Consider the following 12,228-nt stretch of genomic DNA (forward strand, 5'->3'; position numbering starts at 1 on the left):
CGTCAGCGCCAGGGTTCGGATACTGAGCGGAGGGTGGCCGCGGTCGCCACCGCCGCCGTCACCGCCTCGTGCCCCTTGTCCTCGTTGGAGCCCTCGATACCGGCGCGGTCCAGGGCCTGTTCCTCGTTGTCGCAGGTCAGCACCCCGAAGCCGACGGGGACGCCGGTGTCGACGGACACCTGGGTGAGGCCCTGGGTCACGCCCTGGCACACGTAGTCGAAGTGGGGGGTTCCGCCACGGATGACGACCCCGAGGGCGACGATCGCGTCGTAGCCGCGGCCCGCGAGGACCTTGGCGACGACCGGGAGCTCCCAGCTGCCGGGGACCCTGAGGAGGGTCGGCTCGTCGATGCCCAGGTCGTGCAGGGCGCGCAGGGCGCCGTCGACCAGACCGTCCATCACCTTCTCGTGCCACTGTGCCGCGATGACGGCGACCCGGAGGTCACCCACATTGCGTACGGACAGCTCCGGTGCACCCTTGCCGCTCACGTCTCTCCCTTTGTGCTCTCTTACTGGTTGCCGCAGGCCGGCACGGGGTTCGTGTCCAGCCAGGGCAGGTCGTGGCCCATCCGGTCCCGCTTGGTGCGCAGGTAGCGGAGGTTGTGCTCGCCGGCACCCACCGGCATCGGTACGCGGGACTTGACCACGATGCCGTGCCGGACGAGCGCGTCGGTCTTGTCGGGGTTGTTGGTGAGCAGGCGCACACCGCGTACCCCGAGGTCGGTCAGGATCTGCGCGCCCGCCGCGTAGTCGCGGGCGTCGGCGGGCAGGCCGAGTTCGAGGTTGGCGTCGAGGGTGTCGCGGCCGCGCTCCTGGAGTTCGTAGGCGCGCAGCTTGGACATCAGGCCGATGCCGCGGCCCTCGTGTCCGCGCAGGTAGACCACGACTCCGCGGCCTTCGGCCTGGATGCGGGCCAGGGAGGCGTCCAGCTGGGGCCCGCAGTCGCAGCGGGCGGAGCCGAACACGTCGCCGGTGAGGCATTCGGAGTGGACACGGACCAGGACGTCGTCGCCGTCGCCGATCTCGCCGTGCACCAGGGCGACGTGCTCGACGCCGTCGACGGTGGAGCGGTAGCCGTAGGCCGTGAAGGTGCCGTGGGCGGTGGGCAGTTGGGTCCTGGCCTCGCGGCGGACGGTGGGTTCGCTGCCGCGCCGGTAGGCGATCAGGTCCTCGATGGAGATGATCGTCAGGCCGTGCTTGCGGGCGAACGGGATCAGTTCGGGCAGGCGCAGCATCTGGCCGTCCTCGCCGGCGATCTCGACGATCGCGCCGGCCGGGCGCAGACCCGCGAGGCGGGCGAGGTCGACGGCGGCCTCGGTGTGGCCGTTGCGGGTCAGCACGCCGCCGGACCGGGCGCGCAGCGGGAAGATGTGGCCGGGGCGGACGAAGTCGTCGGGCTCGGCGGTGCCGTCGGCGAGCAGCTGGAGCGTGGTGGCGCGGTCGGAGGCGGAGATGCCGGTGCTCACGCCGTGTGCGGCGGAGGCGTCGACGGAGACCGTGAACGCGGTCTTCATCGACTCGGTGTTGTCCTCGACCATCTGCGGGAGCTTCAGCCGGTCCAGTTCCTCGCCCTCCATGGGGGCGCAGATCAGGCCGCGGCACTCGCTCATCATGAAGGCGACGATCTCGGGGGTCGCCTTCTCCGCGGCGATGACGAGGTCGCCCTCGTTCTCCCGGTCCTCGTCGTCGACGACCACGACAGGCCGGCCGGCGGCGATGTCGGCGATGGCCTGCTCGACGGGGTCGAGTGTGAAGTCCTCGACGTCGTCGTGGCTGTACAGGATGGTTGCGGCACTCATGCCGGCGCTCCTTCCAGGGTGGGCTGGGCTGCCGCGCGGGAACGCAGCCACCAGTCGCGCAGGCCCCACAGGACGAGCGCGCCGTAGAGGACGTAGACGAAGCCGGAGAAGGCGAAGCCGTTGGCGAAGTTCAGCGGGACGCCGACGAGGTCGACCAGCAGCCAGGCGAACCAGAACTCGACCATGCCGCGGGCCTGGGCGTACATCGCGACGACGGTGCCGACGAAGATGTAGGCGTCCGGCCAGGGGTCCCAGGACAGCGTCGGGAAGGCGGCGAACAGACCGCCGACCGCGAGGGTGCCGAGGGCGGCGGCGCCGGCCAGCACTCCCCGCTCGCGCCAGGTGGCGAACCGTACGGCGATGGTGCCGTCCTGGGCCTGCTGCCGGCCGCGGTTCCACTGCCAGAAGCCGTAGGCGGCGACGAGCATGACGACGATCTGTTTGCCGGCGCTGCCGGAGAGGTGGGCGGTGGCGAAGGCCGCGAAGAGGATGAGGCCGGAGAGGAACTGGGTGGGCCACGTCCATATGGAGCGCCGCCAGCCGAAGGCGAGGCCGATCAGGCCGATCACGTTGCCGATCATGTCCGACCACTTGATGTGCTGGCCGAAGAGCGTGAACGCCTCGGAGTTGAGCCAGTTCACTTGGCCGCCTCCTGCGCTCGGTCGCCCAGCATCCGCTCGACGTACTTGGCGATGACGTCCACCTCGAGGTTGACCGGGTCGCCGGGCTGCTTGTGGCCGAGCGTGGTCAGGGCGAGGGTGGTGGGGATGAGGCTGACGGTGAAGTGGTCGGGGCCTGCGTCGACGACGGTGAGGCTGATGCCGTCGACGGTGATGGAGCCCTTCTCGACCACGTACCGCGTGAGGTCCGCGGGGAGGGAGATCTTCACGATCTCCCAGTGGTCGGACGGCTTGCGTTCCAGGATCTCGCCGGTGCCGTCCACATGGCCCTGCACGATGTGCCCGCCGAGGCGTTCGCCGACGGCCATGGGGCGTTCGAGGTTGACGCGGGAGCCGGCCTTCAGGGCACCGAGGCTGGAGCGGTTCAGCGTTTCGGCCATCACGTCGGCGGTGAACTCGTCGCCCTCGTGGTCGACGACCGTGAGGCAGACGCCGTTGACGGCGATGGAGTCGCCGTGCTTGGCGCCCTGGGTGACGACGGGGCCGCGCAGACGGAAGCGACAGGCGTCGTCGAGGGTTTCGACGGCGGTGACCTCGCCCAGCTCTTCGACGATTCCGGTGAACACTTCCCGGGTCCTCCTGCCTCTTCGGGCACGGACTCCGGGGCTGTCGATGTCGACAGAAGTACGAGCAGGGACACCGGGGGCGACACCGGATACGGTTCGCCCGGAGGGCGAACTTCTCGGCGGCACGCACGTATGCCCGCTCGCCGCGCACTGCCTCCCATCCGGACTTTAACCGTCGGTCCAGGAATTTCACCTGGTCAACCGGCCGCTGGAGGCGACCGGGTCGCGGACTGTAACCGCCGGTTCGGACTTTCACCGACCCCGGAGTGCGCTGCTGTTGATACAGGGCCAGTGTGCCATGCCTGATCGGCTACCAGAATGTGGGGTGCCTCACAGAACGTGTCGCCGCCCTTCCCGAGCGCGACAGCGGGACCCAACTGCGGTGCGGATGTCCGGCCTTGGCCGCCCCGGGACCGGTACATACCTATTGACGGTGTGGTCTAGTCCTTTCTAGGGTCGGCGCAACCCGCAGACCGGCCCGGCGGCGGTGACGACGGCCCTTGCCCGCCGTCGGGCCTTCCCACGCCGGGCGATCTACCAGGGCTGAACCGGCCGTTCCCCGGGCGTGAAGAGCTCCTCCTGGGCGCGGTCGCGGGCCGTGAGGAGGGCGCCACGCAGGACCGCGCCGCCGCCCAGGGTGGTCGTGCGCACCTCCGTGGGCAGGGGTGTCATCCGGGCGATGCGCTCCTGGACGCGGGCGGCGAGTTCGTCGCCGCCGGCCCGGCCGACCTCGCCGCCGAGCACCACGCACCCGGGGTCGAGGATCGCGACGACCGAGGCGACGCCGACGGCGAGCCGGTCGGCGAGGGCGTCGAGGAAACGAGCGGCGGAGCCGACATCCCCGGAACGGGTCCCACCGTCTTCCACCAGCCCGGCCGCCGACCGCACCACACCCGTCGCCGCCCGCACCACCCCCACCACCGCCGGCTCCTCCCCCGCCGCCACCGGAACGCCGCACTCCGACGCCAGTTCCAGTACCGCGGCCGACGAGGCCAGCGAATGGAACCCGCCCTCACAGTCCGTCGAGGACGGCAGTGCCGCCGTGCCCGGCACCGGCAGGAAACCGATCTCGCCGGTGCCGCCGGAGGCTCCGCGACGCAACGCACCGTCGAGGACCACCGCCGCGCCCGTGCCGTGACCCAGCCAGAGCAGGACGAAGGTGTCACGGTCCCGGGCCGCGCCGTCGCGCTGCTCGGCCAGCGCCGCGAGGTTGGTCTCGTTCTCCACGATCACCCGCGCCTCGGGCAGCCGCTCCTGGAGGGCGGCGACGAACCGGCGGTGCCACTCGGGCAGCCCGGAGGAGTCGCGCAGTTCGCCACTGGCCGGGTCGATCAGCCCGGGCGCCCCGATGCCGACCGTGTGCAGCCTGTCCGCACCGGCCTCCTTCACCACGCGCTCGACCAGCGCGACCGCCTGCTCCACCGCGGGCCCCGTCCCCGTGTCACCGCCGATCGGCGCCGACGCCTCGGCCAGCATCCGGCCCACCAGGTCGGCGACGGTCACGGCGACGCTCTCGGTGCGTACGTCGAGCGCGGCGAGGTGGGCCCGGTCGGCGACGATGCCGTACAGCTTGGCGTTGGGTCCGCGCCGCTGCTCCCCCGCCTCGCCGACCACCGCGATCAGTCCGGCGGCGGTGAGGCGTTCGACGAGGTCGGCGACGGTCGGCCGGGACAGACCGGTCTGCTGCTTCAACTGCCCTGCCGTCAGCGGGCCCTCCTGCTGCAGCAGTCGCAGGGCGAGCCGGTCGTTGATGGCCCGGGCGGTGCTCGGGGATGCGGGCATGCCGGGATCCTTCCAGATGGGCGGGGCCCTCGGCCGTGGCCCGCTGGAAACCCTCTTATTATCAGGCAGGGTTCCTGATAGTTTACGCCCGCACAGCATGCACCTGATGAGCGCGGCAGAGGCCTGGAGGGGGACCGCAGAATGGGCAACGTGGTCGACGCACTGCGCGAGGTGAAGCGGTCCCGGTACGCCGTGGCCGCCGTGTTCGCCGTACACGGCGCCGTGACCGGCTCGTTCGCCACCCGCGTGCCGTGGATCCAGGACCACGCGGGCGTCAGTGCGGGGCAGTTGGGTATCGCCCTGGCCTTCCCGGCGCTGGGCGCGTCCGTGGCGATGCCGCTCGCGGGCAGTGTCACCCACCGTTTCGGGGCCCGTAACGCCCTGCGCGGACTGATCGCGCTGTGGACGACGTCCCTCATCCTGCCGTCCCTCGCCCCGAACCTCCTCACGCTCTGCCTGGCCCTCTTCGCGTACGGCGCGACCGCCGGCATGGCGGACGTGGCGATGAACGCCCTCGGCGTCGAGGTCGAGAACCGCCTCGACCGGTCGATCATGTCCGGGCTGCACGGCATGTGGAGCGCGGGCGCCCTGATCGGTTCGGCGGCCGGCACGCTCGCCGCGCACCTCGGGTCGGACGCCCGGCTGCACCACGCGCTGGCGGCCGCGGTCCTCACCCTCGTCGGTGTCCTGTCCTGCCGCTGGGTGCTCGACCTGCAGCCCGCCGAGGACGAGGAGCCGCCGCCGAGGTTCGCGCTGCCGCCCCGGTCGGCGCTGCTCATCGGTGCGATCGGGTTCTGCGCGGTGTTCGCCGAGGGGGCGAGCCTGGACTGGTCCGCGGTCTATCTGCGCGAGCAGCTGGAGACCTCGGCAGGGCTCGCGGCGGCCTGCACGACGGGCTTCACCCTCACCATGGCCGTCGCCCGGATCGCCGGCGACCGGATCGTGGACCGCTTCGGCGCCGTGCGGACCGTGCGTGCGAGCGGGGTGCTCGCCGTCCTCGGCGGGCTGCTGATCGTCGCCGCCCGGCAGCCGGCCGTGGCGATGGCCGGATTCGCGCTGATGGGGCTGGGCATCGCCGTCGTCGTCCCGCTGTGCTTCGCGGCGGCGGGGCGCAGTGGCTCCAATCCGAGCCTGGCCATCGCCGGTGTCGCGACCATCACGTACACCTCGGGCCTGATCGCGCCGAGCGCGATCGGCATGCTGGCGCAGGCGACCAGTCTGATGGTGTCGTTCTGCCTGGTGACGCTGCTGTCCTGCGGTCTGATGGCGTTCGCGGGCGTGCTGCGCCCCGGTGACCGGGTGAAGATCAGCAGGCCGGACGCGGCGGTCCCGGACCCGCGGCCCTGAGCGGACCCCCGGCCGTCCTGGTCAGCCCCGGTCACCACCGCCCCTGACGCACCCCGACAATGGTCCGGACACTCGCACGCACGACGAAAGCGAAACCGCACCATGGATCTCGGCGTCCGCTGGAAACTGCACGGCGACGGACGCACCCCGGCGCCCGGCGCGGTGGTCCGCCCCGACGAGCGGCTCTCGTGGCCCCGCACGGCCGGGCTCGGTGCCCAGCACGTGGTGGCCATGTTCGGGGCGTCGTTCGTGGCTCCGGTCCTGATGGGCCTGGACCCCAATCTCGCGATCATGATGTCGGGCGTCGCGACCGTCGTGTTCCTGCTCGCCACGCGCGGGCGCGTCCCCAGCTACCTGGGCTGCTCGCTGTCCTTCGTCGGTGTGGCGGCGGTCATCCGCGCGCAGGGCGGCAGCAGCGCCACGGTCACCGGCGCGGTCTTCGTCGTCGGTGGAGCGCTGTTCCTGGTGGGGCTCGCCGTGCGGCGTTTCGGGGCGCGGATCATCCACGCCACGATGCCGCCGATCGTGACCGGCGCGGTGGTGATGCTGATCGGCTTCAACCTGGCTCCGGTGACGGCCTCCACGTACTGGCCGCAGGACCAGTGGACGGCGCTGCTGGTGATGCTGTTCACCGGCCTCGCCGTGGTGTGTCTGCGCGGTTTCTGGTCCCGGATCGCGATCTTCCTGGGGCTGGTCTTCGGGTACGGCATCTCCTGGGTCTTCGACCTGGCCTTCGGCAAGATCCACTCGGTGGACGCGAGCGGCAAGCTCACCGACCACTGGCGGCTCGACCTGTCCGGCGTGGGCAAGGCCGACTGGATCGGGCTGCCGACGCTGCACGCCCCGTCGTTCGAGTGGTCGGCGATCCTGGTCGCCCTGCCCGTCGTCATCGCGCTGGTCGCGGAGAACGCCGGGCACGTGAAGGCGGTCGGCGAGATGACCGGCGAACGGCTGGACGACAAGCTCGGCACGGCGATCGCGGCCGACGGCGTCGGCTCGATGCTGTCCACCGCGGTCGGCGGCCCGCCCAACACCACGTACTCCGAGAACATCGGCGTGATGGCGGCGACCCGCGTCTACTCGACGGCCGCCTACTGGGCCGCCGCCGGTTTCGCGCTCCTCTTCGGCGTCTGCCCGAAGTTCGGTGCGGTCGTCGCGGCCATCCCGGGCGGTGTGCTCGGCGGCATCACCGTCATCCTGTACGGCATGATCGGTCTGCTCGGCGCCCAGATCTGGATCAACGCCAAGGTGGATCTGCGCAATCCGCTCCACCTGGTCCCGGCGGCCGCGGGCATCATCGTCGGCGTCGGCAACGTCTCCATGAAGATCACGGACACCTTCTCGCTGAGCGGCATCGCCCTCGGCACCCTGGTCGTCATCACCGGCTACCACGCGCTGCGGGCCTTCGCCCCGGCCCACCTCAAGACGCAGCACCCGTTGCTGGACGAGGGCACTTCCTCCTACGACGACGCCAAGTCGTAGGCGTACGACGCCGTGAACGTCCCGGGCCTGCCCTTGCAGCCGTCCGACTCCCCTGGCAGCTTCACCCAGAGGTAGGCGTCGATGCGGGCCTCGCCGGTGCTGAGGGTGGGGGTCCGGCCGAGCTTGCGGCCGGCCGGGTCGCACCACTCCCCGTCGGCCGGGGCGCCGTTGCCGTTGCGGCTGGTGTCGATGACGGCGCCGAGGCTCGCCGGGCCGCCGAGCGCGTCGAGCACCCGCCGGTCGTAGGCGACCTCGGCGGCCGTGGCGTGGAAGTTGGAGACGTTGCTGAAGATCCCGTCTGAGGACTCGGGCGAGGCGGCCCCGGCCTGCCGCAGCCATGCCGCCTGCTTCCCCGGCGTGTTCCAGCCCGAGTGACCCGCGTCGTAGTACACACGGGCCCGGGGGTCGGCGGACTTCAGCACGCGTCCGGCCCGGGCCAGCGAGGCGAAGCGGTCCGCCCGCCGGCCCTCGGACAGGCACTCGGTCTGGGCGACGGAGTCGGGCTCCAGGACGACGATGACCTCGGCGGAGCCCAGCCCGGCGGCGAACCGGTCGATCCAGGCGTCGTACGCGTCGAGGTCGGGCGCCCCGCCCCGGGAGTAGCCGCCGCAGTCCCGGCCGGGTATCGCGTACGGCACGAGGACGGGCACCCGTCCCTGCGCGGCCCCGCCCGAGGTCACGGCGGCGACCCGGGCGGTGACGGTGTCCGGCGCGTAGTCGGCGAACCAGACGGCGGCCGGCTGCTCCGCGATACGGGACGCGATGACCGCGCGGCGGGGATCGCCGGAGTTGGACCGGACCCAGTTCAGCACCTGGGAGTCCGGGTGCCGGTAGAGCCTGCCGGTCACGGCGGTGCGCTCCTTGTCCTGGTCGGCCCGTCCGGTCCGTGACAGGGACGGTGTGGGGCTCGCGCTGCGCTTCGGAGAGGGCGTGGGAGAAGCGGACTCCGCGGCGCTCGACGCGGCTGTCGACGGCTCGGCGGGCAGCGGCGCCAGGCGGGGCGAGGCCGACACCTCGGGGCGTGCGGCCTCGTCGGCGGCCCGCCTGTCACTCACGGCGGAGAGGGCCCCCGCGACCGCTCCGGCCATGACCACGACCGAGGCCGCCACGACCATCGCGCCGCGCCGGGCGGCGCGCCTGCGCTCGGCCCGGCGGGCGGCCAGGCGCTGCGCACGTGAGCCTGACACGGTGCCGCTCCCCCTCCCCCTGCGGCGGGCGGTGTTCCCCCGTTTCGGGGAAGCGCCGGGCCCGCCAGTACTCCCGGCAGCCTAGAGCTGGGACTCTGCCCGCATGCCGCGATGCGAACAAGTCCCCCCAGCCGTGGACACTCCGGTCGACGCAGTCATCTCCCGTATGCGCGCCCTCGACGCGGCCCTGCACCCCCGGGACGGGGTGGCCGTCTTCAATCGCGTCTACCTCTCGGTCACGGAGGCGGTGGACCGGTACGTCGACACCGGGCGGTTCGCGGACCCGTACGCCGCGATCACGCTGGACGTACGGTTCGCGCGGCGGTACCTGGACGCCGTCGACGCGATGGTGGACGAACGGCTTCCGCCCGCCTGCTGGAGACCGCTGTTCCAGTTCCGCCGCCATCCCGGTGTACGGCCGTTGCAGTTCGCGCTGGCGGGCATCAACGCGCACATCGGGCACGATCTCGCGCTGGCCGTCGTGGACACCTGCCGTACGCTCGGCTGCGCACCGGCCGAGCTGGAGGACGAGTTCGACGCGGTGGGCGATCTCCTCGTCTCGCTGGAGGAGCGCATCCGCGAAGATCTGATGCCGGGCCCCGACCTCCTCCAGATCGCCGATCCGCTGACCCACCTGCTCGGCTCATGGAGTCTGGACCGGGCCCGTGACGCCACCTGGACGGCGGCCCGGGCGCTCTGGGCGCTGCGCGACTTTCCCGACGTCGCCGAGGAGTTCACCGAGCGCCTGGACACGGCGGTGGGCTTCGCGGGGCGCATGCTGCTCACGCCCCTGAGCGAGCCGCTGCTTCGCCGTCAGTCCTCGGGCAGCTCGACGGGCGCGATCTCGTCGTAGACGTCGCCGGGGCCCGGGTTGGTCGGGTCGGTCGTGCCGCCGAAGTGGTGCATGACGCCCCAGACCGCGTTGAGGGCGGTCTGGACGGCGCCCTCGGCCCAGCCGGCCGTCCAGGAGATGTCGTCACCGGCGAGGAAGATGCCGCGCTTGTCCTCGGGCAGCCGGTCCTGCATGAAGTGCGTGAACAGGCGCCGCTGGTAGCGGTAGTGGCCGGGCAGGTTGGCCTTGAACGCGCCCATGAAGTAGGGCTCGTTCTCCCAGGAGACCGTCACCGGGTTGCCGATGATGTGCTTGCGGATGTCGACCTTGGGATAGATCTCGCCGAGCGACTTCAGCATGACCTCCATCCGCTCGTTCGCGGACAGCGGCAGCCACTTCAGGCTGTCGTCGCACCAGGTGTAGGAGAGGCAGATGACGGCGGGCTTGTCCGGGCCGTCGTCGAGCAGGTACGTGCCGCGCGTCATGCGGTCGGTGAGCGTCATCGACATGACGTCCCGGCCGGTTTCCTCGTCCTTGTCCAGCCAGAACGGGCGGTCGACCGGGACGAACAGCTTCGAGGACTCCATGTAGTGGGTGCGCTCGATCGCCGTCCAGTGGTCGATCGGGAAGAGCGAGTCGTCACAGGCGATCTTCGACAGCAGCATCCAGGACTGGGCGGTGAAGATCGCCGCCTGGTAGGTGCGGATGTCGCCCTGCGCGTCGGTCACGGTGATGCGGTTGCCGGCCGTGCGGTGCAGGCGGGTCACAGCCGGGCGGGGCTCGCCGCCCTCGTGCAGGCTCGCGAGCGAGGTCCCCTGCGCCCAGTGGACGATCTTCACCGGCTCGCGCTCCCACAGGCGCAGCGGCAGCTGCTGGGAGCCGCCGACGATGCCGCGGTGGTGGTCGTCGGCCTCGGTGTAGACGACGCGGAGGATCTCCAGGATGGAGTTGGGGAAGTCGGTGTCCCAGCCGCCCGTGCCGAAGCCGACCTGGCCGAAGATCTCGCGGTGCCGGAAGGACTTGAACGCCTCGGAGTCGCAGAGGAAGCCGTAGAAGGTCTGGTTGTCGAGCTTCTCGACGAGCCGGGACCAGATCTCGCGGATGCGCGGCACGTCCCGCTCGCGCAGGGCCCGGTTCATGTCGGAGAAGTCGGCGCCCTCCTCCAGGCACCGGTTCCAGGCCTCGGCGACGTCCCGGTACACCTGCGGCAGGTCGTCGATCGTCTCGGCGTAGTGCGACTCGCCCTTGAGGTCGACGACGGTCGACGGGGTCGCCTCCGCCAGGGGGTTGGGGAAGGACCGCGTCTGAAGGCCGACCAGGTCGATGTAGTGCTGGAGGGCGGTGGAGGACGGCGGGAAGCGCATCGCGCCCATCTCGGCGGTGAGGGACTCGTCGCACCCGTCGAAGCCCACGGTCCGCAGCCGGCCGCCGATCCGGTCAGCCTCGTACACGACCGGCTTGAGGCCCATCTTCATCAGCTCGTACGCGGCGACGATGCCGGACAGGCCGCCGCCGATGACCGCGACCTCGGTGCCGTGCTCCGTCGCGGGTATCTGCCCGAGCCCGGCCGGGTGGGCGAGGAAGTCGTCGTAGGCGTACGGGAAGTCCGGGCCGAACATGGTGATCGGCGGCTGCTGCGCGTCAGCGTGCTCGACGGCGTTGGGCACGGTGGACGTCATGGGGTGCGGACTCCTTGCACGGGTACGAACGGGCGGTACAGGTTCAGGGGGTTCAGACGAGCGGGCCGTACAGGCCGGGCCGCCGGTCCCGCAGATACGGGTTGTTCTCGCGCGACGCGGCGAGGAAGGCCGGGTCGGTGTCGGCGAGCACGAGTTCCTCACCGCGTCCGGCCCGGGTCCTGGCGACCCCGTCGGGCCCGGCGAGCGTGGACAGTCCCACGAACTCGAACTCGCCTTCCTGACCGACGCGGTTGACGTACGCGACGTACATCTGGTTCTCGAAGGCCCGCACCGGGATCATCGACTCGGCGACGAACTGGAACGGGTGCATCTGCGCGGTCGGGACGACCAGCAGGTCGGTGCCGGCCAGGGCGTGGGCCCGGACGTTCTCCGGGAACTCCACGTCGTAGCAGATCAGGATGCCGACACGGAGACCGTCGATCTCGGTCTGGACGACCGGCTGGTCGCCCGGCGTGAAGTGGTCGCGCTCGAAGCAGCCGAACAGGTGCGTCTTGCGGTAGTTCGCGAGACGGATGCCGTCGGCGGAGATCATCTGGGCGGAGTTGAACACGGCGTCGCCGTCGCGCTCGGGGTAGCCGTAGGCGATCGCCAGGCCGTGGTTCGTGGCGATCTCGGCGATCGCGTCCGCGCAGTCGCCGTCGGCGGGCTCGGCGAGCCGGCCGATGTCGTCACCGATCGCGTAGCCGGTCAGGAACATCTCCGCCGTGACGAGCAGCCCGGCGCCCGCGGCGGCGGCCCGGTCCGCGGCCTCGTCGAGGATCTTGAGGTTCTCGACGGTGGAGCCGGGGCGGCCGGAGCTCTGGAGCAGGGCGGTGCGCATGGCTGTTCCTCACCGGGCGGAAGGGTGGTTGTGG

11 protein-coding genes and 1 riboswitch are annotated in these 12,228 nt (G+C 71.5%); of the genes, 3 read left to right on the plus strand and 8 right to left on the minus strand.

Going from position 1 to position 12,228, the window contains the following annotated elements; translation table 11 throughout:
- Positions 1-2: 2 nt before the first annotated feature.
- The 5 genes from ribH to ABZ016_RS32195 all read right to left on the minus strand — a co-directional run bounded on the left by ribH (position 3) and on the right by ABZ016_RS32195 (position 4,826).
- Complete coding sequence (gene ribH / locus ABZ016_RS32175) at positions 3-488, minus strand: 6,7-dimethyl-8-ribityllumazine synthase (protein ID WP_356920217.1); 486 nt, start codon at positions 486-488, stop codon at positions 3-5.
- 20 nt (positions 489-508) lie between these two features.
- The gene (locus ABZ016_RS32180; RefSeq protein ID WP_356920218.1) at positions 509-1,798 is read right to left on the minus strand and encodes a bifunctional 3,4-dihydroxy-2-butanone-4-phosphate synthase/GTP cyclohydrolase II; all 1,290 of its coding nucleotides are present in this window, start codon (positions 1,796-1,798) and stop codon (positions 509-511) included.
- Positions 1,795-2,439: a nicotinamide mononucleotide transporter family protein gene (locus tag ABZ016_RS32185; RefSeq protein WP_356920219.1), complete on the minus strand. Its 645-nt coding sequence runs from the start codon at positions 2,437-2,439 to the stop codon at positions 1,795-1,797. The genes ABZ016_RS32180 and ABZ016_RS32185 overlap by 4 nt, the downstream gene beginning before the upstream one ends.
- A complete protein-coding gene (locus tag ABZ016_RS32190) occupies positions 2,436-3,044 on the minus strand; it encodes a riboflavin synthase (protein ID WP_356920220.1) in 609 nt (202 codons plus the stop codon). Before ABZ016_RS32190 ends, ABZ016_RS32185 begins: the two co-directional genes overlap by 4 nt.
- Before the next feature lie 143 nt (positions 3,045-3,187).
- Positions 3,188-3,318: riboswitch (FMN riboswitch) on the minus strand.
- 260 nt (positions 3,319-3,578) lie between these two features.
- A complete protein-coding gene (locus ABZ016_RS32195; protein ID WP_356920221.1) occupies positions 3,579-4,826 on the minus strand; it encodes an ROK family transcriptional regulator in 1,248 nt (415 codons plus the stop codon).
- Between the two features lie 141 nt (positions 4,827-4,967).
- Between ABZ016_RS32195 and ABZ016_RS32200 the strand changes: the two genes are divergently transcribed.
- Together ABZ016_RS32200 and ABZ016_RS32205 are read left to right on the plus strand one after the other, a co-directional pair.
- The gene (locus tag ABZ016_RS32200; protein ID WP_356920222.1) at positions 4,968-6,173 is read left to right on the plus strand and encodes an MFS transporter; all 1,206 of its coding nucleotides are present in this window, start codon (positions 4,968-4,970) and stop codon (positions 6,171-6,173) included.
- A gap of 102 nt (positions 6,174-6,275) precedes the next feature.
- Positions 6,276-7,655 carry a solute carrier family 23 protein gene (locus ABZ016_RS32205; protein WP_356920223.1) on the plus strand — a complete coding sequence of 460 codons (1,380 nt, stop codon included), beginning with the start codon at positions 6,276-6,278 and terminating at the stop codon, positions 7,653-7,655.
- On the opposite strand, the gene ABZ016_RS32210 is transcribed toward ABZ016_RS32205, so the two are convergent.
- The gene (locus tag ABZ016_RS32210; protein ID WP_356920252.1) at positions 7,634-8,770 is read right to left on the minus strand and encodes a glycoside hydrolase family 6 protein; all 1,137 of its coding nucleotides are present in this window, start codon (positions 8,768-8,770) and stop codon (positions 7,634-7,636) included. The genes ABZ016_RS32205 and ABZ016_RS32210 overlap by 22 nt on opposite strands.
- Before the next feature lie 175 nt (positions 8,771-8,945).
- On the opposite strand from ABZ016_RS32210, the gene ABZ016_RS32215 reads away from it, so the two are divergent.
- On the plus strand, positions 8,946-9,695 hold the full coding sequence (locus ABZ016_RS32215) for a DUF5995 family protein (RefSeq protein WP_356920224.1): 750 nt from the start codon (positions 8,946-8,948) through the stop codon (positions 9,693-9,695).
- Here ABZ016_RS32215 and ABZ016_RS32220 read toward each other — a convergent pair.
- Together ABZ016_RS32220 and ABZ016_RS32225 are read right to left on the minus strand one after the other, a co-directional pair.
- Positions 9,656-11,353: an NAD(P)/FAD-dependent oxidoreductase gene (locus ABZ016_RS32220; protein ID WP_356920225.1), complete on the minus strand. Its 1,698-nt coding sequence runs from the start codon at positions 11,351-11,353 to the stop codon at positions 9,656-9,658. The two genes, ABZ016_RS32215 and ABZ016_RS32220, sit on opposite strands and share 40 nt — an antisense overlap.
- 52 nt (positions 11,354-11,405) lie before the next feature.
- Complete coding sequence (locus ABZ016_RS32225) at positions 11,406-12,194, minus strand: carbon-nitrogen hydrolase family protein (RefSeq protein ID WP_356920226.1); 789 nt, start codon at positions 12,192-12,194, stop codon at positions 11,406-11,408.
- Between the last annotated feature and the right edge of the window lie 34 nt (positions 12,195-12,228).

It is taken from the genome of Streptomyces sp. NPDC006372 (assembly GCF_040612515.1).
Taxonomy (GTDB): domain Bacteria; phylum Actinomycetota; class Actinomycetes; order Streptomycetales; family Streptomycetaceae; genus Streptomyces.

Bases quoted from the DNA above. Each gene is read 5' to 3' on its own strand.
- ABZ016_RS32180 (WP_356920218.1), bottom strand. From the start codon at position 1,798: ATGAGTGCCGCAACCATCCTGTACAGCCACGACGACGTCGAGGACTTC.
- ABZ016_RS32195 (WP_356920221.1), bottom strand. From the start codon at position 4,826: ATGCCCGCATCCCCGAGCACCGCCCGGGCCATCAACGACCGGCTCGCC.
- ABZ016_RS32200 (WP_356920222.1), top strand. From the start codon at position 4,968: ATGGGCAACGTGGTCGACGCACTGCGCGAGGTGAAGCGGTCCCGGTAC.
- ABZ016_RS32205 (WP_356920223.1), top strand. From the start codon at position 6,276: ATGGATCTCGGCGTCCGCTGGAAACTGCACGGCGACGGACGCACCCCG.
- ABZ016_RS32210 (WP_356920252.1), bottom strand. From the start codon at position 8,770: ATGGTCGTGGCGGCCTCGGTCGTGGTCATGGCCGGAGCGGTCGCGGGG.
- ABZ016_RS32215 (WP_356920224.1), top strand. From the start codon at position 8,946: ATGCCGCGATGCGAACAAGTCCCCCCAGCCGTGGACACTCCGGTCGAC.
- ABZ016_RS32220 (WP_356920225.1), bottom strand. From the start codon at position 11,353: ATGACGTCCACCGTGCCCAACGCCGTCGAGCACGCTGACGCGCAGCAG.
- ABZ016_RS32225 (WP_356920226.1), bottom strand. From the start codon at position 12,194: ATGCGCACCGCCCTGCTCCAGAGCTCCGGCCGCCCCGGCTCCACCGTC.